Raw genomic sequence first — 21,685 nt, 5'->3', positions numbered from 1 at the left:
TCCGTCATCAAGCGCGGAACGGTCACCGCCCTACAATCCAAAAGTAGGAACATGACCTGAATGTTCCGTTTTGATGCTTCGTGGCGGAGGGAACGCCCGCATGCTGCGCAGGGGCCGAACGAAGACACCTCCGCACAGGGGACTGGTTCCCCTGACGGCTGTCACGGGCGCCCTGCTCGCCGTACTCATCGGCCTCGTCTTCCTGATGCTGGTGTGGGCGATCCAGGACGCGCGCGGCTCCGTGCAGACCGCCCGTGCAGGCCGGCCGGCACTGGACCAGGCCGGGGCGGTCCAGAAGGTCGTGCTCGACATGGAGGGCGGGCAGCTGGGCTACGTCATCACCCGGCAGGACGAGTTCCTCAAGCCCTGGCGGGCCGCACGCGACGCGTTCCCCGTGCAGGCACAGCGGCTCGTGGACGTCAGCTCGTCCCCCGACCAGCGGCGGCTCGCCCAGCAGATCCGGCAGTCCGGGCAGTCCTTCATCGACGACTACTCGGTCCCGCTCGTCGACGCGGTCCGGCGCGGCGATCCCGCCGCGAGCAGCACGGCACGCACGCGGGACGGCAGGCAACGGGTCGAGGAGCTGCGCAGCCGGCTCAGGGACTACCTGGGCGGCGAGCGCGTCGGCATCGACAAGCAGGAGCACGCCATCGAGCACCGGATGGACCGGCTCGCCATCGGGGCGTCCATCGGCGTGTTCGGGGCGGTCCTGATGATCGTCGGCTACGGGGCCTACGTGACCCGGGTGATCGTCTGGCCGGTGCGCAGAATGGCCGTCACCGCCACCCGGCTCGCCGCCGGTGACCTCAGCGCACGGGTGCCGCCCTCCGGCAGACGGGAGATCGGACAGCTGGAGACGGCGTTCAACAGCATGGCCGCCTCCCTGGAGAAGAGCCACCGGCGGCTCAGACTGCTCTACGACGCCGGTACGGCCGTGGGCACCACCCTCGACGTGCGGCGGACCGCCGACGAACTCGTCCGGGTCGCCGTCCCCCGCTTCGCCGACCACGTCACCGTCGACCTGGCGGCGGCCGTCCTGACCGGCGGGGAGCCCGCGGACGACGACGGCGCGGGCCTGCAGCGGATCGCCCGGGGCGGCATCCGCGACGGGTCGCCGCTGGACCCGGTCGGCACACCGGCCGCACCCTGCCGGGTCGCCCCCGGCACCGGCCCGGCCCTCCACTCCGACCTGCGCACCGCTCCGGCGGGCTGGGCCGCCGACACCCGGTGCGCGGACCGGCTGCTCGCCTACGGCATGGGCTCGTTGATCACCGCGCCGCTGTCGGCGCAGGGCGTCCCGATGGGGGTGATCGCCTTCTGGCGGACCCGGGACTCCCCGCCGTTCGAGAAGGACGACCTGTCCGACGCCGAGGAACTGGCCGCGAAGACCGCGGCCGCCATCGACAACGCGCGGCGCTACAGCCGGGAGCGCGGGACCGCGCTGGCCCTCCAGCACAGCCTGCTGCCGCACGACCTGCCCGCCCGGCCGACCGTCGACATCGCCTACCGCTACCTGCCGACCGGCACCCGGGCCGGGGTCGGGGGCGACTGGCTCGACGTGATCCCGCTGTCGGGCACCCGGGTGGCCCTGGTCGTCGGGGACGTCGTCGGCCACGGCATCCAGGCCTCGGCCACCATGGGCCGGCTGCGCACGGCGGTCCGTACCCTCGCCGACGTCGACCTGCCGCCCGAGGAACTCCTCACCCATCTCGACGACCTCGTCCTCCACCTCGACGACGGCGCCTCGGAACCGGCCGGAGAGGTGGGTTCGACCTGCCTGTACGCCGTCTACGACCCGATCTCGCGGCGCTGCTCCCTCGCCAGCGCGGGCCATCCGCTGCCCTTCGTGATCACCCCGGAGGGCGCGGTGGAGAAGGCCCCCGGCCAGGCCGGACCACCCCTCGGGCTCGGCGAACTGCCGTTCGAGACGACCGAGCTGGACCTCGCCGGGGGCACCACCCTCGCGCTGTTCAGCAACGGCCTGGTGCACTCCCGCAACCTCGACCTGAGCCAGGGCCTCGAACGGCTCCGGCGTGCGCTGGCGACGCCCGGGGAGTCGCTGGAGGCCACCTGCGACCGCGTCATGGCGACGCTGCGCACCGGCGAACAGGCGGACGACGTCGCCCTGCTGCTCGCCCGCACCCATGCCCTGCCCTGCGACCGGGTGGCCACCTGGGAGGTCCCCGCGGACCCCGAGCACGTCGCCCGGGCCCGGACGCTGACCACCGACCAGCTCGGCGCCTGGCAGCTGGAGGACCTGACGTTCACCACCGAACTGGTGGTCAGCGAGCTGGTCACCAACGCCATCCGCTACGGCGGCTCCCCGATCCAGCTGCGGCTCATCCGGGACACCGCGATGCTGATCTGCGAGGTCTCCGACGGCAGCAGCACCGCCCCCCACCTGCGGCGGGCCCGGGTCTTCGACGAGGGCGGCCGCGGCCTGCTGCTGGTCGCCCAGCTCACCCAGCGCTGGGGCACCCGGCAGACCGCCGCCGGCAAGACCATCTGGTGCGAACAGGCCCTGCCCCCCACCGATCCCACCTAGCCCACCGAGCCTCCGATTCCCCGGACCTTCCGATCCCACCGGAGCTTCCGGACCCGCCGGGCCTTCCGGACCGTCCGAGCCCGCCGAGGCCGCCGGGCCCGCCGGACCGTCCGAGCTCCCCGAGCTCCCCGAGCTCCCCGAGCGAGCCTTCCGAGTCCGCCGAGCCTTCTGAGCCCGCCGGACCTTCCAAGGCCGCCGGGCCTTCCGGACTGTCCGAGCTCCCCGAGCCCGCCGAGTCCGCCGGGCCTTCCGAGCCCACCGGAGCTTCCGAGCCCAACCGAGCCCGCCGAGCCGCCAGAGCTTCCGAGTGCGCCGGGCCTTCCTGGTCTTCCTCGCCTTCCGAGGCCGTCGGGCCCTCCTGGGCCGCCGGGCCGGTGCCGGGCTCCGTAGACTGGTGCCGTGAGTGATCTGCCCCCGCGCGACCCCCATGACAGCTTCGACGAGAACTTCGACGACATCGTCGAGGCCGAGACGGAACGCGACCCCGATCTCGCGGTGATCGAGGCCGGCAGCCGGACCCTGCGTACCCAGGGCGGTCCGGCGCAGGCCGACGTCCCGGGCCGCCCCGAGGACCCCGAGGTCGACCGGGCCCTGCGCGAGGTCGAGGCGGAGCTGGCCACCCGCTGGGGCGAGACCAAGCTGGAGCCGTCGGTCACCCGGATCACCGCCCTCATGGACGTCCTGGGCGAGCCCCAGCGGGCGTACCCCTCGATCCACATCACCGGCACCAACGGCAAGACGTCCACCGCCCGCATGGTCGAGGCCCTGCTCGGCGCCTTCGACCTGCGCACCGGCCGCTACACCAGCCCCCACGTGCAGTCGATCACCGAGCGCATCAGCCTCGACGGCGCCCCGATCTCCGCCGAGCGGTTCATCGAGACGTACCAGGACATCAAGCCCTACGTCGAGATGGTCGACTCCCGGCATGAGTACCGGCTCTCCTTCTTCGAGGTGCTCACCGGCATGGCGTACGCGGCCTTCGCGGACGCCCCCGTCGACGTCGCCGTCGTCGAGGTCGGCATGGGCGGCTCCTGGGACGCCACCAACGTGATCGACGGTGACGTCGCCGTCGTCACCCCCATCGACCTCGACCACACCGACCGGCTCGGCGAGACCACCGCCGAGATCGCCGGCGAGAAGGCCGGGATCATCAAGCAGGACGCCACCGTGATCCTGGCCCAGCAGCCGGTGGACGCGGCCCAGGTGCTGCTGAAGAAGGCCGTCGAGGTGGACGCCACGGTGGCCCGCGAGGGCCTGGAGTTCGGCGTGGTCGCCCGCCAGGTCGCCGTCGGCGGCCAGCTGCTCACCCTGCGCGGCCTCGGCGGCGAGTACGACCAGATCTTCCTCCCCCTGCACGGCCCCTACCAGGCCCACAACGCGGCCGTCGCGCTGGCCGCCGTGGAGGCGTTCTTCGGCGTCGGCGCCCAGCGCCCGGAGCCCCTCGCCATCGACACGGTCCGCAAGGCCTTCGCGGCGGTCACCTCACCGGGCCGGCTCGAAGTCGTACGGAGCTCTCCCACCGTCGTCCTGGACGCCGCGCACAACCCGGCCGGCGCCCGCGCCACCGCCGAGGCGGTCGGTGAGGCCTTCGACTTCAGCCGGCTGATCGGCGTGGTCGGGGCGAGCGGCGACAAGAACGTCCGGGGCCTCCTGGAGGCCTTCGAGCCGATCTTCGCCGAGGTCGTGATCACCCAGAACTCCACCCATCGCGCGATGGACGCGGACGAACTGGCCGCGATCGCCGTCGAGGTGTTCGGCGAGGACCGCGTCCAGGTCGAGCCACGGCTGCCGGACGCCCTGGAGGCCGCGATCACGCTGGCGGAGGAGGAGGGCGAGTTCGCGGGCGCGGGGGTGCTGGTCACCGGCTCGGTCATCACGGTCGGCGAGGCCCGCCTGCTGCTGGGGAGGTCCTGACCATGCGGACGCTCTGCTCCTCCACCCTGATCGGCGAGTTCTTCGTCATCGGCTTCGCCGCGCTGGTCGCCATGAAGGACCCCGACCTGTCCACCGCCACGGTGTGGCTGGTCAGCGGCATCGCGATGGTCTTCTGCGTGGCCCTGTGCGGTGTGATCACCCGCCCCGGCGGCATCGTCCTCGGCTGGGCCCTGCAGATCGCGCTGATCGGCTCCGGCGTCTTCGTGCCGACGATGTACTTCCTGGGCGCGGTCTTCGCGGCCCTGTGGTGGGCGTCGGTGCACTACGGCAGGAAGATCGACGAGGCGAAGGCCCGCTTCGCGGCGGAGAGCACCGAGAACAGCCCGTCCGGCGTCTGAGGGCGAGGCCGTTCAGGCCGGAGCGGGGGTCCGGGGGCGGCAGCCCCCGGCCGCCGGTGACCGGCCCTACTGACACTGCGTGACGAACGCCCGGACCAGCCCTGTAGCCTCTCCTCACCGCACACGTAAGTACCGCGAAGGAGCCCTCACGTGACTCAGCGCACCCTCGTCCTGCTCAAGCCCGACGCCGTCCGTCGCGGCCTGACCGGCGAGATCATCGGCCGTATCGAGCGCAAGGCCGACTGGCGGATCACCGCGCTGGAGCTGCGCTCCCTGGAGCGGGCGACGCTGGAGCAGCACTACGCCGAGCACGTCGGCAAGCCGTTCTACGAGCCGCTGGTCGAGTTCATGGCCTCCGGCCCGGTCGTCGCCCTGATCGTCGAGGGCGAGCGGGTCATCGAGGGCGTCCGCGCACTGGCCGGCCCCACCGACCCGATCGCCGCCGCGCCGGGCTCGATCCGCGGCGACTTCGGGGTGATCGTCCGCGAGAACCTGATCCACGCGTCCGACTCCGAGGAGTCCGCCGAACGCGAGATCAAGATCTTCTTCCCGGGCCGCGCCTGACTCCCGTGGCCGCGCCCGATTCCGTGAGGCGGGGCCCCGTAGAGTTTCCGTAGATTTTTCTGACGGGGTGTCAGTCCACTACTCCGTCTGGCCTGGGACGGTCGAATGATTTCGACCGTCCCTCGGCATATGCGTGCCGATCGGGGGAACGAGTGCCCCCGTCGGACCGTCTCCACAAGCGAGGCGGCCCTGTACGTGATGACAATGGCGAAGACCCTCGCGCAGTGTTCGTGCAGGCGCGTCTACGATGTAAGCCTTCACGTCACAGCACCCACTTCGCCGACCTGAAATGCCCTCAAAAGCTCCCGGGAAGGCCAGACGAATCCTGATGGGGAACTCAATGTCGTTCATCGGCCGTGACATGGCTGTCGACCTCGGGACCGCCAACACGCTGGTGTACGTCAGGGGTCGCGGGATCGTACTCAACGAGCCGTCCGTTGTCGCGATCAATACGAACACCGGTGGAATTCTCGCGGTCGGCGCGGAAGCGAAGAAGATGATCGGGCGCACGCCCGGCAACATCGTCGCCGTACGGCCGCTGAAGGACGGCGTGATCGCCGACTTCGAGATCACCGAGCGGATGCTCCGCTACTTCATCCTGAAGATCCACAAGCGGCGCTACCTGGCGCGGCCGCGGGTCGTCGTGTGCGTGCCCTCCGGTATCACCGGGGTCGAGCGCCGCGCGGTGATCGAGGCGTCGTCGCAGGCCGGTGCCCGCCAGGTGCACATCATCGAGGAGCCCATGGCCGCAGCCATCGGCTCCGGCCTGCCGGTCCACGAGGCCACGGGCAACATGGTGGTGGACATCGGCGGCGGCACCACGGAGGTCGCGGTCATCTCGCTGGGCGGCATCGTCACCGCCCAGTCGATCCGCGTCGCGGGCGACGAACTGGACAACGCGATCATCCAGCACATCAAGAAGGAGTACAGCCTCCTTCTCGGTGAGCGGACGGCGGAGCAGATCAAGATCACGATCGGTTCCGCGTACGACCTGGACGCCGACGAGCACACCGAAATCCGCGGCCGGGACCTGGTGTCCGGGCTGCCGAAGACCGTGGTCATCTCGGCCGCCGAGGTCCGCAAGGCGATCGAGGAACCCGTCAACGCGATCGTGGACGCCGTCAAGACCACGTTGGACAAGTGCCCGCCGGAGCTGTCCGGTGACATCATGGACAGGGGAATCGTTCTGACCGGCGGCGGAGCCCTGCTGCGCGGTCTGGACGAGCGGCTGCGCCGGGAGACCGGCATGCCGATCCACATCGCCGAGGACCCGCTGGACAGCGTGGCGCTCGGCTCCGGCAAGTGCGTCGAGGAATTCGAGGCGCTCCAGCAGGTCCTGGACGCCCAGCCGCGCAGATGACGTGACTCTTCGATTCCGCCGTACGAGATGATCCCCTCTCGTGCGGCGGATCGTTGATATGGAGGCATAGGCTCGCAAGAACGAGCTCCGCCCCCCGACTTCCCCCCGACCAACAAAACAAGCTCCCGCAAGTTCCTATCGAGGAAGGCACGGCCGCCGCACGTGAGGGACACGAAAGAGAGCCGGCTGCTCCTGGTGCTGCTGATCGCCATCGCGTTCGCGCTGATCACGGTGGACATCCGAGGTGGCAGGAACTCGCCGGTCGACGGCGCCCGGCAGGCCGCGGCCGCGGTCTTCGGCCCGATCGAGAACGGCATGTCGACGGTGGTGGACCCGGTGGGCAACGCCGTCTCCGCCGTCCGCGACTCCGGCGGACGGCACGACCGCCTGGCCCGGCTGGAGAAGCAGAACGCGACCCTCAAGGCGAAGCTCGGCAGCGACGACCGTAACCGCAGCCGTCTCAACCAGCTCGACAAGATGCTGAAGATGGCCGGCGAGGGCCAGTACGGCATCAAGGGCGCCCAGGTCATCGCCATAGGGTCGGCGCAGGGCTTCTCCTGGACCATCACCATCGACGTCGGCGCCAACGACGGCATCAAGCGGGACATGACCGTGCTGAACGGCAACGGCCTGGTCGGCCGCGTCACCACCGTCGGCCCGGACGCCTCCACCGTGCTGCTCGCCAACGACCCCGACTTCACCGTCGGCACCCGCATGGAGGGCAGCGACGAACTCGGCTTCGCCTCCGGGCAGGGCGACCGCCCGCTGCGCGTCGAACTCCTCAACGGCAAGGCCGAGGTGAAGAAGGGCGACCGGCTCGTCACCTTCGGCTCCCAGGCCGACCGGCCCTTCGTGCCCGGCGTCCCGGTCGGCACGGTCTCCAGCGTCGACCCGTCCAACGGCGGCCTCACCCGCACCCTGTACGTCACGCCGTTCGTGTCCTTCACCAAGCTCGACATCGTCGGCGTGGTCGTCGAGGCACCCAAGAAGGACCCGCGCGACGAGGTGCTCCCGGCCAAGCCGAAGCCGACGCCGACCCCGACGGTGACCGTCACGGTCACCCCGTCCGCGAGCGCGAACACGGGATCGGACTCGGGCACGAACTCGGGTACCGACCCGGGCACGACCTCCGGCACGAACGAGACCGCCACCAACGACCAGCAGCAGCGGTAGGAGCTGAATCCCTTCATGCGTGTCAACCGGATCCTGCTCTCCTCCGCCCTGGTCGTCGTCGCCCTGGTGATCCAGGTGAGCGTCCTCGCCCGCCTCCATCTCCCGGGCGCCGTCCCCGACCTGATGCTGCTCACGGTCCTCGGCCTCGCCATGGTGTACGGCCATGTGGGCGGCGCCCTCGTCGGCTTCGGCGCCGGACTCCTCGCCGACCTCGCCCCGCCCGCCGACCACGCGGCCGGGCGTTACGCCCTGGTGCTGTGCGTCGTCGGCTACTTCGCCGGCCTCATCAAGCCGGAGAACGGCCGGCTGAAGTCCGCGACCGGGCCGATGCTCGTCGTGGTCGCCGCCGCCGTCGGCTCCACCCTGCTGTACGCGGGTGTCGGCGCCCTCGTCGGCGACACCGCCGCCCGGCACGTCGGCATGACCAGCCTGCTGATCAGCGCCGCCCTCTACGACCTGCTGCTCGCCCCGTTCGTGGTCCCCGGCATCATGTGGCTGGCCCGCCGCGCCGACAGCGACCCGCTGACGGAGGCCAACTCCGGCACCAAGGCGGGCGACATCTCCTCCGGCTGGCTCTCCTCCGGGACCGGTCTGCGCATCGGCGGCCAGCGTGGCGGTCTCGGCTCCCTGCGGGCCAGGGCCCGCACCCGCAACGTCCGCGTCGGCCGCATCAAGGGGGTCAAGCGCCTGTGAGCGCGGGGGAGTTCACCCGGCGACCCGGCGACGCGGCCCACAGCTTCGTCGTATATGACACATACGTACATCACTGAGAGGGGGAGGCAACCCAGTGACCAACATTCCCGAGACCGGACGGACCCCACGGGTCCAGATCCGTCTCGTCGTCATCCAGATCCTGGTCCTCTCCCTGCTCGGCACCCTCGGTGGCCGCCTGTGGTACCTGCAGATCCGTGAGGGCGCCGAGTACCAGAAGGAAGCCTCCGGCAACCACGTCCAGCAGGTCGTCGAGCCCGCCGTCCGCGGTTCGATCCTGGACGCGCGCGGAGTCCCCATCGCGGACAACGAGACCCGGCTGGTCGTCTCCGCCTCCCGTACCGACCTGCTCAAGCAGGCGGACGACGGCAAGGCGGTCCTCACCAAGCTCGCCGGCGTCCTCGGGATGAGCCCCACCGAGGTCATGCAGAAGGTCCGCCTCTGCGACTCCAAGACCCCGCAGCCCTGCTGGAACGGCTCCCCCTACCAGCCGATCCCGATCACCGACGAGGCCACCGCCAAGCAGGCCCTGCAGATCCGCGAGCGCGCCGAGGACTTCCCCGGCATCACCGCCGAACCCGAGGCCGTACGCCGCTACCCGGCCCCCGGCAAGGCCAACACCTCCCAGGTCCTCGGCTACCTCTCCCCGGTCACCGACGACGAGATCCAGCAGGCCCAGAACACCAGCTCGCCCTACCTGCGTTCGGACATGGTCGGCCGCTCCGGCCTGGAGCGCGAGTACGACAAGGAACTGCGCGGCAAGGCCGGCGTCACCCGCTACGAGGTGGACAACCTCGGCAGGGTCATCGGCAAGGCCAAGTCGGACGCCGCCGAACCCGGTTCCAACCTGGTCACCAGCATCGACTCCCGCGTCCAGCGGGTCGCCGAGTACGAGCTGGACAAGGCGATGAAGGCAGCCCGCCAGCAGTACGACAAGATCACCAGCGAGAACTACAAGGCCGACTCCGGTGCCGTCGTCGTGATGGAGGCCAAGACCGGCCGGATCGTCGCCATGGCCTCCGCGCCGACCTACGACCCGAACGTCTGGGTCGGCGGCATCTCCGCCAAGGACTACAAAGCCCTCACCGGCAAGAACTCCGACTACCCGCTGCTCAACAGGGCCATACAGGGTCAGGCGGCGCCCGGTTCGACGTTCAAGGTGGTCTCCACGGCCGCCGCGGTCCAGGCCGGCTACGTGTGGGACGGCGGCTACCCCTGCACGAGTTCGTACTCGGTGGGCGGCCAGGTCTTCAAGAACTTCGAGGGCGAGAACTTCGGCCCGATCTCGCTCGGCCGGGCCCTGGAGGTGTCCTGCGACACCGTCTTCTACGGCCTCGCCGACCGCGAGTGGAAGAGGGACGGCGGCATCAACCCGAAGAAGGGCGAGCCCAAGGACTGGTTCTTCAAGACCGCCCACCAGTTCGGCCTCGGCAAGGAGACCGGCGTCGACCTCCCCAACGAGGTCACCGGCCGGGTCCCCGACCGCCAGTGGAAGCTCGACTACTGGAAGGCCAACAAGGACGCCTGGTGCAAGTCCGGCAAGAAGGACGGCACCTACGTCGAGAAGATCGAGTACGAGAACTGCCTCGAAGGCAACAAGATGCGCGAGGGCGACGAGATCAACTACTCCATCGGCCAGGGCGACACCCTCGTCACGCCGATCCAGGAGGCGATGATCTACGGCGCGGTGGCCAACGGCGGCACCGAGTACCAGCCGACCATCGGCAAGGCCGTCGTCAGTGCCGACGGCAAGTCCGTCCAGGAGATCAAGCCCAAGGCGGTGCGCAAGCTGCCCGTCAGCCAGGCCACCCTCAAGGGCATGGACGACGCCTTCGCGGGCGTCATCACCCGCGGTACCGCCGCCTGGAAGTTCGGCGGCTGGCCGCAGGACAAGATCGCCCTGCACGGCAAGACCGGTACCGCCGAGGTCTACGGCAAGCAGACCACGTCGTGGCTGGCCACCTACAGCAAGGACTACACGGTCATCATGACCATCGCCCAGGCCGGTACCGGTTCCGGTGCCTCCGGTGAGGCGGTCCGCAATATCTACAGCGCCCTGTACGGCGTCGGTGCCGACGGCTCCATCGACAAGAACAAGGCGCTGCTCTACACCCCGCAGCAGGGCCTGCCCAAGGTCCGCACGGACGGCACCATCGCCTCCCCGAAGATCTCCAAGGACCCGGCGAAGGACTTCCAGGCGAGCCAGCAGGGCGACAAGGCCGACGACGGCCGGCAGACCCCGGCCACCACCGCCTCGCCGTCGACGGGCAACCGCAACACCCGCAGGCGGGCACGGAAGAGGGGAAGCCGGAGGATGCTGACGTGACGAGCGTTCGTGGCGGGAGGTTCCCGGCATGACCGGAGCCAACAGCTTCTCCGTCTCCGGATACGGTCCCGCGCGGGCCGGCTGGACCCGGGTCTTCGCCCGTGACTCGCTGGCGCGCCGCCTGGACTGGCCGATGCTGATGGCAGCCCTGGCGCTGTCCCTGCTGGGCTCGCTGCTGGTGTTCTCGGCGACCCGCAACCGCACCGAGATCAACCAGGGCGACCAGTACTACTTCCTGTTCCGGCACCTGATGAACACCGGCATCGGGCTCGCCCTGATGATCGGCACGGTCTGGATCGGCCACCGCCAGCTGCGCAACGCGGTGCCGATCCTCTACGGCCTGTCGCTGCTCGGCATCCTCGCCGTGCTCACCCCGCTGGGCTCCACCGTCAACGGCGCGCACTCCTGGATCGTGCTCGGCGGCGGCTTCTCGCTCCAGCCGTCCGAGTTCGTCAAGATCACCATCATCCTGGGGATGGCGATGATACTGGCGGCCCGGGTCGACGCCGGCGACAAGAAGTACCCCGACCACCGCACGGTCCTGCAGGCCCTGGGCCTGGCCTCGGTACCGATCCTGATCGTGCTCCTGATGCCCGACCTCGGCTCCGTCATGGTCATGGTCATCATCATCCTGGCCGTGCTGCTGGCCTCCGGCGCCTCCAACCGCTGGATCTTCGGCCTGCTGGCGACCGGTCTGCTGGGCGCGATCGCGGTCTGGCAGCTGCACATCCTGGACGAGTACCAGATCAACCGCTTCGCCGCCTTCGCCAACCCCGACCTCGATCCCGCGGGCGTCGGCTACAACACCAACCAGGCCCGGATCGCCATCGGCTCCGGCGGCCTGACCGGCGCGGGCCTCTTCCACGGCTCGCAGACCACCGGCCAGTTCGTCCCCGAACAGCAGACCGACTTCGTCTTCACGGTGGCCGGGGAGGAGCTGGGCTTCGCCGGCGCGGGCCTGATCATCGTGCTCCTCGGCGTCGTCCTGTGGCGCGCCTGCCGGATCGCCCGCGAGACGACCGAGCTGTACGGCACGGTCGTGGCGGCGGGCATCGTGGCCTGGTTCGCGTTCCAGGCGTTCGAGAACATCGGCATGACCCTCGGCATCATGCCGGTCACCGGCCTGCCGCTGCCGTTCGTGTCGTACGGCGGCTCGTCGATGTTCGCGGTGTGGGTGGCGGTGGGACTGCTGCAGTCGATCAGGGTGCAGCGCCCGATGTCGGCGTAACGGGACCGATGCCGGCGTAGCCGGACACCCAAGGGTGAGGTGCGCATGTCGTTTCCGATGTGTTCACCTCACCCTCATTCAGGCTTTTCCTCCGATTCACCTCCGCGCCCGCTGTCCCTGTGCCGCGATGGCCACTAGATTCGGTTCATGGCGGATACGAAGCGTGAGATCGAGCGCAAGTACGAATCCGACGAGAGTGGGCTGCCCGACCTGACCGGCGTCGCCGGCGTGGCGAACGTCGTGGACAAGGGCACCGCCGAACTCGACGCGACCTACCACGACACCTCCGACCTGCGCCTGGCCTCGGCCCGGGTCACCCTGCGGCACCGCACCGGCGGCACCGACGCCGGCTGGCACCTCAAACTCCCGGTGGCCCCCGGCATCCGCGACGAGATCCACGCCCCGCTCTCCGACACGATCCCCGGCGAACTGGCCGGCCTGGCCCGCTCCCGGGTCCGCGAGGGCCAGCTGGTCCCGGTGATCCGGCTGCGCACCACCCGCGACATCCGCCACCTCGTCGACGCGGACGGCACCCTGCTCGCCGAGGTGAGCGTGGACCGCGTCCGGGCCGAACGGCTCTTCGGCGGCGCGGGCAAGGCCCAGTGGACCGAGATCGAGGTGGAACTCGCCGACGGCGGCGACCCGGCCTTCCTCGACAAGGTGGAGAAACGGTTGGGCAAGGCGGGCGTACGACCGTCCGGGTCCGCCTCGAAACTCGCCCGGGCCCTGGCCGAGACCAAGGGCGGCAAACCGCACCCGCCGAAGCCGGACCCCGGCACACCCGTCACGGCCGGCGACCACGTCCTGGCCTACGTCCGCGCCCAGCGGGACGCGATCGTCGAACTCGACCCCGCCGTACGCCTGGACACCGAGGAAGGCGTCCACGACATGCGGGTGGCCACCCGCCGGCTGCGCAGCACCTTCCGCTCCTTCGGCAAGGTCCTCGACCGGAAGGTCACCGACCCGGTCGCGGACGAACTGAAGTGGCTGGCCGGGGAGCTCGGCGTGGGCCGCGACCAGGAGGTCCTCGCCGAACGCCTGATGACCGCCCTGGACGAGATCCCCGCCCCCCTCGTCTCCGGCCCCGTCCACGACCGTCTGCACGCCTGGGCCGAGGCCGGCGAGCGCGGCTCCCGGGGCCGGCTGCTCGGCGTGCTGGACTCCAGGCGCTACCTCGCCCTGCTGGACACCCTGGACACCCTGATCGCCGACCCGCCGCTGCGCAGGGCGGCCGCCGGGAACCCGGAGAAGGTCCTCGCCAAGGCCGTGCACAAGGACTTCGCGAAGGTGACCGACCTGATCGAGACCGCCATGGCACAGCCCCCCGGCCACGACCGCGACCTCGGCCTGCACGACGCCCGCAAGAAGGCCAAGCGCACCCGCTACGCGGCCGAGGCGGCCCGCCCCGCCCTCGGCGGCCCGGCGAAGTCCCTGGTCAAGTCCATGAAGTCCGTCCAGTCCCGGCTCGGCGAGCACCAGGACAGCGTGATGGCCCGCCAGACCCTGCGGGAACTGTCCGCGGTGGCCCACGCGGCCGGGGAGAGCGCGTTCACCTACGGGCTGCTGTACGGCCGTGAGGAACGGCGGGCGGCGCGGGTGGAGGCGGAGACGCCGGGCGTCTGGCGGAAGATCAAGAAGGATGCGCCCGTCTGAGCGGGCGTACAGGGGACACCGCCGGGCGCGCTACGCTGGATGACCACCCTCCCCCCAGCCTCCGGCCGGGGGTGTCCCCAGTCAGCTCACAAAGGTCCGCGAGATGCCTGCCGAAGCCGCCGCTCAGATCGCCGAGTCTGTGTTCCCGCAGCTCGAAGCTCTGCTCCCGCACGTGCAGAAGCCGATCCAGTACGTCGGCGGAGAGCTCAACTCCACGGTCAAGCCGTGGGAGGACTGCGACGTCCGCTGGGCGCTCATGTACCCGGACGCGTACGAGGTCGGCCTGCCCAACCAGGGCGTCATGATCCTCTACGAGGTCCTCAACGAGCAGGCGGGCGTCCTCGCCGAGCGCACGTACAGCGTGTGGCCGGACCTGGAAGCGCTGATGCGCGAGCACCGCGTCCCGCAGTTCACGGTGGACAGCCACCGCCCGGTGGGCGCCTTCGACGTGTTCGGCCTGTCCTTCTCCACGGAGCTGGGCTACACCAACATGCTCACCGCCCTCGACCTGGCCGGGATCCCCCTGGAGTCGAAGGACCGCGGCCTGGACGACCCGATCGTCCTGGCCGGCGGCCACGCGGCCTTCAACCCGGAACCCGTCGCCGACTTCATCGACGCGGCGATCATCGGCGACGGCGAGCAGGCCGTCCTCGACATGACGAAGATCATCCGCGAGTGGAAGGCGGAGGGCCGCCCCGGCGGCCGCGAGGAGGTCCTCTTCCGCCTCGCCCGAACGGGCTCCGTCTACATCCCGGCCTTCTACGACGTCGAGTACCTCCCCGACGGCCGTATCGCCCGCGTGGTCCCCAACAAGTCGGGCGTGCCGTGGCGGGTCAGCAAGCACACCGTCATGGACCTGGACGAGTGGCCGTACCCCAAGCAGCCCCTCGTCCCGCTCGCCGAGACCGTCCACGAGCGCATGTCCGTCGAGATCTTCCGCGGCTGCACCCGCGGCTGCCGCTTCTGCCAGGCCGGCATGATCACCCGCCCGGTGCGCGAGCGCTCGATCACCGGCATCGGCGAGATGGTCGACAAGGGCCTCAAGGCGACCGGCTTCGAGGAGGTCGGCCTCCTCTCCCTCTCCTCCGCGGACCACTCGGAGATCGGCGACATCGCCAAGGGCCTGGCCGACCGTTACACCGAGGACAAGATCGGCCTCTCCCTCCCCTCCACCCGCGTCGACGCCTTCAACGTCGACCTGGCGAACGAACTGACGCGCAACGGCCGCCGCTCCGGCCTCACCTTCGCCCCCGAGGGCGGCTCCGAGCGCATGCGCAAGGTCATCAACAAGATGGTCTCGGAGGAGGACCTGATCCGCACGGTCGCCACCGCCTACGGCAACGGCTGGCGCCAGGTGAAGCTCTACTTCATGTGCGGCCTGCCCACGGAGACCGACGAGGACGTCCTCCAGATCGCCGACATGGCGATGAACGTCATCCAGAAGGGCCGCGAGGTCTCCGGCCAGGGCGACATCCGCTGCACGGTCTCGATCGGCGGCTTCGTCCCGAAGCCCCACACACCCTTCCAGTGGGCCCCGCAGCTCTCGGCGGCGGAGACGGACGCCCGCCTCGAGAAGCTCCGCGACAAGATCCGCGGCGACAAGAAGTACGGCCGCTCGATCGGCTTCCGCTACCACGACGGCAAGCCCGGCATCGTCGAGGGCCTGCTCTCCCGCGGCGACCGCCGCGTCGGCGCCGTGATCCGCGCGGTCTACGAGGACGGCGGCCGCTTCGACGGCTGGCGCGAGCACTTCTCCTACGACCGCTGGATGACCTGCGCCGACAAGACGCTGCCCGCCTTCGGCGTGGACGTCGACTGGTACACCACCCGCGAGCGCACCTACGAGGAGGTCCTCCCCTGGGACCACCTCGACTCCGGCCTCGACAAGGACTGGCTCTGGGAGGACTGGCAGGACTCCCTCGACGAGACAGAGGTCGAGGACTGCCGCTGGACCCCCTGCTTCGACTGCGGGGTGTGCCCGCAGATGGACACGGCCATCCAAATCGGCCCGACCGGCAAGAAGTTGCTGCCTCTGACGGTCAAGAAGGACGGTCCGACCAGCGGACACGCTCACTGACGTGACTGAGGCACTCGATCTGGTGGTTGAGGCGCTGGTAGGGGCGAGCGACGACGAGGTAACCGCTGCCTTGGCTGTTCTCGGTGCGTCTGGTCGTCGGCAGCCGGCCCCGCGGCGCGTTCTTCGGACGCCGCTGCCGAGCCCTGGAGGCGCTTCGCAGATCGTCTCCCAGCTGGAGTGGGTCTGAAGACCGTTCTTGGTTTGTTTGCTCGCGCCTGTTGAGCCCCTTCCCCTCGATGGGGTGGGGGCTCGTTGGCATCTGCTGGCTGGCCCGCCCCCATCCGGGCTGGCGTTTCCCTTCTGCCTGCACCCGGGAATGCCCTCTTTCTCGGCGCTCCGCTCCGGGTAACCGCATCACCCCTGGCAGGGGATGCGAGACGAGTCGTGTGTGGCCAGGATGAAGAGGTGAGGGCGATGGCGCCCCATGTTCGGACGCTTGGCGACCCTCGCACCCACCGTGGCAGGAGGACGTCACGATGACTGCGACGACAGGCGCAACCCAACCGTCTCACCCCGAGCGCCCGGGCAGGTCCGATGGGGTCTGCAACGAGTTCACCGTCTTCACCAAGATCAAGCCGGGCCATGCGGATGCGCTGCGCAAGGATCTTGCCGCGCTGTCCGAGGCGGCGGACGACGAGAAGGTCCATGCGGCGGTGCGCCAGATCGGCACCCTGCACGACGCACGGCACGTGATCTTCGACGACGACACGCGGTTCATGTTCGCCAGCGTTTTCGACGGTTCCTGGGACACCTACATCGACGACTTCGCCCAGACGGTGGTCGGGGCCCGCTTCGACAAGGTCTTCTCGCACAGCGAAGGGTTCCCCGGGGTCAAGGATCCAGGGGCGAAGGACTGGTTCGTCGCCCATCAGGAGCCCGCGGGGGTCTTCGTCAGTGCCTATCCCGATCTGACCGTTCAGCAGATCTACAAGGACCACCGCGTGGACGACGCGTTCCAGGAAGTGCTGGACACTCCCCAGTTCCGAGCGGCACTGGAGAACCCGGCCAACGCGGAGCTGGTGGCCACACCGGCCTTCCAGAGGCTGTTGGAGGAAGCCTCGGCCTAGACCCCGGACACCATGGCCGTTGACAGGCCGTCGGGTTCACCCGCTCGTCGTCCGTGACGAGTTCAGCCGGAACCCGGGCCATAGAGCGCGGCGATGTTCTCGGACGTCGCCCAGCGGCTGTAGGTGGGGGACTGGGGCCAGCCCTCGGGCGAGTCCTGCCATTCCTCCTGCCGTCCGTACGGCAGGAGGTCGATGAGCGCGAAGCTGTGGCTGAGCTGCTCGGTGCCCCGGCCGTCGGTGTGCCAGGTGCGATAGACGGTGTCGCCGTCGCGCAGGAACACGTTGACCGCGAATCCACCGTCGGGCGGTGCGCCGACGTCGGACCCGAACGGACTGTTCGCGGTCGAGTACCACGTCATCCGGTTGCCGACCCGCTGCTTGTAGGCGAGCGCCTCCTTGATCGGGCCCTGGGTGACGACGACGAACCGGGCGTCGTAGTCGTCCAGGAACTCCAGGCGGGTGTACTGCGAGGTGAACCCCGTACAGCCCGGGCACTGCCATTCCCTGCCGGTGAACCACATGTGGTTGTAGACGATCAGCTGCCTCCTGCCCTCGAAGACGTCTGCCAGCCGAACGGGGCCGTCTTCGCCCTCGAGTGTGTAGTCGGGCATCTCGACCATCGGCAGGCGGCGACGCTCGGCGGCGACGGCGTCGAGCTCCCGCGTCGCGGCCTTCTCCCGGGCACGCAGTGCCGCGAGCCGGTGTTCCCAGGTCGCGGAGTCGACGACGGGTGGTAGCGCGTGGTCGGTCATGGTTCCCTCACGGATCTCGTGCACGGCTTCGGCTGGTACGAAGGCAGACCGCGCAGAACTCGGGAACTCATCGGTCGGCCTGCGAACGCGACGGAGGGCGCCCGTCCGGATCAAGCTCCGAGGAAGGCCGGGATGTCGCGACGGGACGGGTGGACCGGCAGGGGAGCCTGCCGGTCCTGGAGGTTCTGACACTCAGGGCGTGCGCTGACACTCAGGGCGTGCGCTCAGGGCGTGCGCTCAGGGCGTGACGCCCTCGATCGCCACGGGAAGGTGGCGGGGGCCGCGCAGCACCGCGTTGGCGCGGTACGGGGGCGGGTCCTCGAGGAGCCGCGAGAACCTGACCCGGCGGAACAGTTCGGGCAGCGCCGCATGGAGTTCCATGCGGGCCAGGGGGGCGCCGAAGCAGTAGTGGATGCCGGTGTAGAACCCGAGGTGCTCGTTGTCCTTGCGGTCGGGATCGAACCGGTCGGGATGCTCGAAGCGCCGGGGGTCGCGGTTGGCCGCGGCCACCATGAGCCAGACCGGCGAGCCCTTGGGGATCGTGGTGCCGGCGATGTCGATGTCGGCCAGGGCGGTGGTCCACGGGACGAACTGGACAGGAGGTTCGTAGCGGAGCACTTCCTCGATGAGCGGGGCGGCCAGGTCCGGTTCCTTCTGGAACCGTTCGAGCAGGTCGGGGCGGCGCAACAGGATGAGGGTCGTGTTGCTGATGGCGTTGACGGTGGTCTCGTGGCCGGCGACCAGGAGCAGCACGGCGGTGGCTTCCAGGTCCGCCGGTGTCATGTCGGGGGCGAGCGCGCTGAGTATCCCGGGGCCGGGGTGGCGGCGTTTGGTCTCGATCAGGCCGGTCAGGTAGGCGCCCAGGTCCTGGCGCGCCTGTTGTGCCTTTTCCGGCCCGTCGTCGTCACCGGATCGGGGGTCGAGCGACGATGCCAGGGCATCGGCCCAGACGTGGAAGCGCGGTTCGTCCTCGCGTGGCACGCCGAGGACCTTGCAGATGGCGGTGACGGGAAGGGGATAGGAGAAGGCCTCGACGATGTCGACCTCGTCCTTGCCTTCGAAGGCGTCGAGCAGTTCCCTGACGACGTCGTCCAGCTCTCCCCGTAGACCGTCGAGGAATCCGGGGCTGTGCGGGGGACCGAACGGCCGGTTGATGGTGGCGCGGAGCCGGTCGTGCACGGGCGGGTCGGTGAAGATGAAACTGGGCGGCAGACCGCTCTCCGCCACCGGTTGCCCGGGGCGGGCGTAGCCGGCCGGACGGTTGCTCGTGTCGTTGCTCAGCCGCGGGTCGTTGGCCAGGCTCCGCACCTCGTAGTAGGTGCTGACCAGGTAGGAGCCGTCGTCCTCCCGCCTGACCGGTGTCTCGCGCAGTTCCGCGTAGAGCGGGTACGGATCGGCCCGATTGGCGTAGTCGGTGATCCGCGCGACGATGGTGCCGGATGTCATGGTGACTCCTGAGGGCTCCGAGCGGTGCAGGGCCGGCGGTCAGGCACGCGCCGCAACGAACGGCCGCGATACCCAGTACCCGGCGACGAACCGCTCCTCGTCGAGCGTCCCCTGGGCGACGGCCGACTGCTCGCCCGGTGAGGGGGAACACCCACCGACTCGATGCCGCCGCGGGCCGGCCGTGACCGCGGGCCGGCAGCGCCCGAGCGACGCCTGCCGGGACAGCGGAGGCCGCTCCCAGGGGCCGTACGGCTGGTCGCCGCTCTCTGGAGCACGGCCTTCGCAGCTCACGGTCGCCGTCGGCTCCGCGGTCCATACGCTCGATCCACACGGTCGGACGGCATCGTCCCTTCAGGATCGACCCCCTCGGAGAGGCTCGCAAACCGGCGTCCCTCTGCTGAGGCGGCTGCTCGCAGCCCGGCACCTGGTCCACGGAGGTATTCCGCGAGGTACCGGCCAGTGCGGCCGGTACCTGCGCCGCCAGTACCTGCGCACTCCTCGTCGAGGGCGTCAGCCGGGAGCGGCGCAGAGTGGATCTTTCCCGACCGCAGGCCTGAGAGGTCCGGCTACCAGTCGATCTCGGCCGGCAGGAAGGGCCTGTCCTCCGGTGCCTCCTTGCGGGCCCGCAGGGCGCGTTCGGCGGGCGGGCCCACCGGTACACGGTGCGGCTCGGTCGTCCCGGTCCCGGAGACCGTGCTCGAACCCGGGCCCGGATTCGAGCGGGCGGACTCCGACGACGATGCCGTCTCCGAGGCGCTCAACAGGCCGCGGCGGCTTCTGGAACCGATCACCATGTCGCCGTCGCCGTCGCCGTCGCCGTCGCCGTCGCTCGGCTGACGTGTCCCTCGGCTGGTGCCGGCGCCGGTGAGGGGGTGGCGGCCCGGATGCCGTTGGGCCGGGGGAGTGACAGACTGGGGATTCTGAGCCGGCGGGCCCGTGACGGAGTGTTACGCGGGGCTTGGGGCGCGGAGGGCTTGCGGGCGGCCGCCGGACGCACCGTCCGGTGCCGTGTTCCGGCAGCGAGGGATCCGGTCGCTGACCAGTTGGGAACCGTCCATGACTGCTGAGACCTCCGAAGCGCGGTACACCCCGTATTACCCGGACGAAACCGCTCTTCTGATCGTCGACCCCTACAACGACTTCCTTTCCGAGGGCGGCAAGTTGTGGCCCCGGGCGAAGGAAGTGGCCGAGGGCGTGGGCCTGCTCGACCACATGCGGACCGTGCTCGCCACGGCCCGCGCCCACGGTTTTCGCGTCTTCGTCGTGCCGCACCACCGGACGACGCCGAACGACTACGTCACCTGGGACCACCTGTCCCCGACCCAGCGGCGCGTCGTCGCCCAGCAGATCTTCGCCGAGGGCAGCTGGGGCGGCGCCTGGCACCCCGACTTCCGGCCGCGCGAGGACGAGATCGTCGTACGGCAGCACTGGGCGTCCAGCGGGTTCGCCAACACCGACCTCGACTTCATGCTGAAGCAGCACCACATCCGGAAGATCGTGCTGATCGGTATGCGGGCCAACACCTGTGTGGACACCACCGCGCGCTTCGGCCAGGAGCTCGGGTACCACGTGACCCTCGTCCGCGACGCCATCGCCTCCTTCAGCTGGCCGGAGATGACCGCGACCTTCGAACTCAACGCGCCCCTGTACGCCCATGCCGTCGTCACCACCGAGGAGTTCGTCGGGAGGGTGGACGCCGGGGCCGGTGAGGGCTCACGGCAGAGCGGAGACGGCGCTCATGAGTGGTGACGAGCCGAGCGGAGCGCACGGGGAACTGGCCGGTCAGACGGTCGTGGTGGTGGGCGGCAGCGCGGGCATCGGCCTGGAGACCGCGCGGCAGGTACGGGCGGCCGGCGGCGAACTGGTGCTCGTGGCGCGCAACGCCGAGCGCCTCCAGCGGGCCGCGGAGGAGCTGCACCCGCTGAGCACGGCCGTGTTCGACGCCCACGACACCGAACGCATGGAGCGCTTCGTAGGGGAACTGCCCGGGCGGGTCGACCATGTGCTGGTGACGGCGGGCAGTCCGTCGTACACCCCCCTCGACGACCTCGACCTGACCGACGCCGGGCGGGACTTCGGCGGGCGTCTGGCGATGGTGCTGGCGGTGGCGCGGGCGAGCCGGGGGAAGGTCAGGGCCGGCGGGACGCTGCTCTTCATCGGCGGCACCGGCGGCCGGCGGCCCGCGCCCGGGATGGCGGTGACCGGCGCCCTCACCGCGGCGCTGCCGGCGCTGGTCGCCAACCTGGCGCTGGAGGTCGCCCCGGTCCGGGTCAACCTCATCGCGGCCGGGTTCGTGGACACCCCGCTGTCGGCCTCCCTGCTGGGCGACCGACTCGAAGCGCGGCGCGAGGAGTTGAGGAGGACGTTGCCCATCGGGCGCGTGGTCGGTCCGGCCGACGTCGCCGCCCTCGCGGTGCACCTCATGGTCAACGACGCCCTCACCGGCGCCACCTACGACATCGACGGCGGCCAGCAGCTCCTCGCCCACTGAGCCCCTGCCCGGCCTGTCG

Annotated in this window: 17 protein-coding genes; 14 read left to right on the top strand and 3 right to left on the bottom strand. The window is 70.2% G+C overall.

Features of this window, described 5'->3' with window-relative positions; genetic code table 11:
* Positions 1-100: 100 nt before the first annotated feature.
* The 12 genes from ACWDGI_RS05610 to ACWDGI_RS05555 all read left to right on the top strand — a co-directional run bounded on the left by ACWDGI_RS05610 (position 101) and on the right by ACWDGI_RS05555 (position 16,977).
* A complete protein-coding gene (locus tag ACWDGI_RS05610; protein ID WP_450755655.1) occupies positions 101-2,545 on the top strand; it encodes a SpoIIE family protein phosphatase in 2,445 nt (814 codons plus the stop codon).
* A gap of 399 nt (positions 2,546-2,944) precedes the next feature.
* Complete coding sequence (folC, locus tag ACWDGI_RS05605) at positions 2,945-4,459, top strand: bifunctional tetrahydrofolate synthase/dihydrofolate synthase (RefSeq protein WP_450755653.1); 1,515 nt, start codon at positions 2,945-2,947, stop codon at positions 4,457-4,459.
* Between the two features lie 2 nt (positions 4,460-4,461).
* Positions 4,462-4,818, top strand: coding sequence for a DUF4233 domain-containing protein (locus tag ACWDGI_RS05600; RefSeq protein ID WP_450755651.1), 357 nt, complete (start codon positions 4,462-4,464; stop codon positions 4,816-4,818).
* Positions 4,819-4,968: 150 nt separating this feature from the next.
* A complete protein-coding gene (gene ndk / locus ACWDGI_RS05595) occupies positions 4,969-5,382 on the top strand; it encodes a nucleoside-diphosphate kinase (RefSeq protein ID WP_450755649.1) in 414 nt (137 codons plus the stop codon).
* Between the two features lie 340 nt (positions 5,383-5,722).
* A complete protein-coding gene (locus ACWDGI_RS05590) occupies positions 5,723-6,742 on the top strand; it encodes a rod shape-determining protein (RefSeq protein ID WP_004931372.1) in 1,020 nt (339 codons plus the stop codon).
* A 162-nt stretch (positions 6,743-6,904) separates the two neighbouring features.
* Positions 6,905-7,915 carry a rod shape-determining protein MreC gene (gene mreC, locus ACWDGI_RS05585; RefSeq protein ID WP_450755647.1) on the top strand — a complete coding sequence of 337 codons (1,011 nt, stop codon included), beginning with the start codon at positions 6,905-6,907 and terminating at the stop codon, positions 7,913-7,915.
* Positions 7,916-7,930: 15 nt separating this feature from the next.
* A complete protein-coding gene (gene mreD, locus ACWDGI_RS05580; RefSeq protein WP_450755645.1) occupies positions 7,931-8,608 on the top strand; it encodes a rod shape-determining protein MreD in 678 nt (225 codons plus the stop codon).
* Positions 8,609-8,702: 94 nt separating this feature from the next.
* The gene (gene mrdA / locus ACWDGI_RS05575) at positions 8,703-10,952 is read left to right on the top strand and encodes a penicillin-binding protein 2 (protein ID WP_450755643.1); all 2,250 of its coding nucleotides are present in this window, start codon (positions 8,703-8,705) and stop codon (positions 10,950-10,952) included.
* 28 nt (positions 10,953-10,980) lie between these two features.
* Positions 10,981-12,180: a rod shape-determining protein RodA gene (gene rodA / locus ACWDGI_RS05570; RefSeq protein ID WP_450755641.1), complete on the top strand. Its 1,200-nt coding sequence runs from the start codon at positions 10,981-10,983 to the stop codon at positions 12,178-12,180.
* A 147-nt stretch (positions 12,181-12,327) separates the two neighbouring features.
* Entirely contained in the window at positions 12,328-13,833 is a 1,506-nt protein-coding gene (locus ACWDGI_RS05565) for a CYTH and CHAD domain-containing protein (protein ID WP_450755639.1), read from the top strand.
* 103 nt (positions 13,834-13,936) lie between these two features.
* Positions 13,937-15,910 carry a TIGR03960 family B12-binding radical SAM protein gene (locus tag ACWDGI_RS05560; RefSeq protein ID WP_450755637.1) on the top strand — a complete coding sequence of 658 codons (1,974 nt, stop codon included), beginning with the start codon at positions 13,937-13,939 and terminating at the stop codon, positions 15,908-15,910.
* Between the two features lie 476 nt (positions 15,911-16,386).
* Entirely contained in the window at positions 16,387-16,977 is a 591-nt protein-coding gene (locus tag ACWDGI_RS05555; RefSeq protein WP_450755635.1) for a hypothetical protein, read from the top strand.
* 62 nt (positions 16,978-17,039) lie between these two features.
* Here the strand turns inward: ACWDGI_RS05555 and ACWDGI_RS05550 are convergent, their stop codons facing one another.
* From ACWDGI_RS05550 to ACWDGI_RS05540, 3 genes are all read right to left on the bottom strand, one after another.
* On the bottom strand, positions 17,040-17,729 hold the full coding sequence (locus ACWDGI_RS05550; RefSeq protein ID WP_450755633.1) for a DUF899 domain-containing protein: 690 nt from the start codon (positions 17,727-17,729) through the stop codon (positions 17,040-17,042).
* A gap of 237 nt (positions 17,730-17,966) precedes the next feature.
* Positions 17,967-19,175, bottom strand: coding sequence for a cytochrome P450 (locus tag ACWDGI_RS05545; protein WP_450755631.1), 1,209 nt, complete (start codon positions 19,173-19,175; stop codon positions 17,967-17,969).
* Positions 19,176-19,741: 566 nt separating this feature from the next.
* A complete protein-coding gene (locus tag ACWDGI_RS05540; RefSeq protein WP_450755629.1) occupies positions 19,742-19,969 on the bottom strand; it encodes a hypothetical protein in 228 nt (75 codons plus the stop codon).
* A gap of 262 nt (positions 19,970-20,231) precedes the next feature.
* Between ACWDGI_RS05540 and ACWDGI_RS05535 the strand changes: the two genes are divergently transcribed.
* Complete coding sequence (locus ACWDGI_RS05535) at positions 20,232-20,924, top strand: isochorismatase family cysteine hydrolase (RefSeq protein WP_450755627.1); 693 nt, start codon at positions 20,232-20,234, stop codon at positions 20,922-20,924.
* Positions 20,914-21,666 carry an SDR family oxidoreductase gene (locus ACWDGI_RS05530; protein WP_450755625.1) on the top strand — a complete coding sequence of 251 codons (753 nt, stop codon included), beginning with the start codon at positions 20,914-20,916 and terminating at the stop codon, positions 21,664-21,666. Before ACWDGI_RS05535 ends, ACWDGI_RS05530 begins: the two co-directional genes overlap by 11 nt.
* Positions 21,667-21,685: the final 19 nt, after the last annotated feature.

The organism is Streptomyces sp. NPDC001220 (genome assembly GCF_053597895.1).
This window is presented reverse-complemented; position numbering and strand designations above follow the sequence as displayed.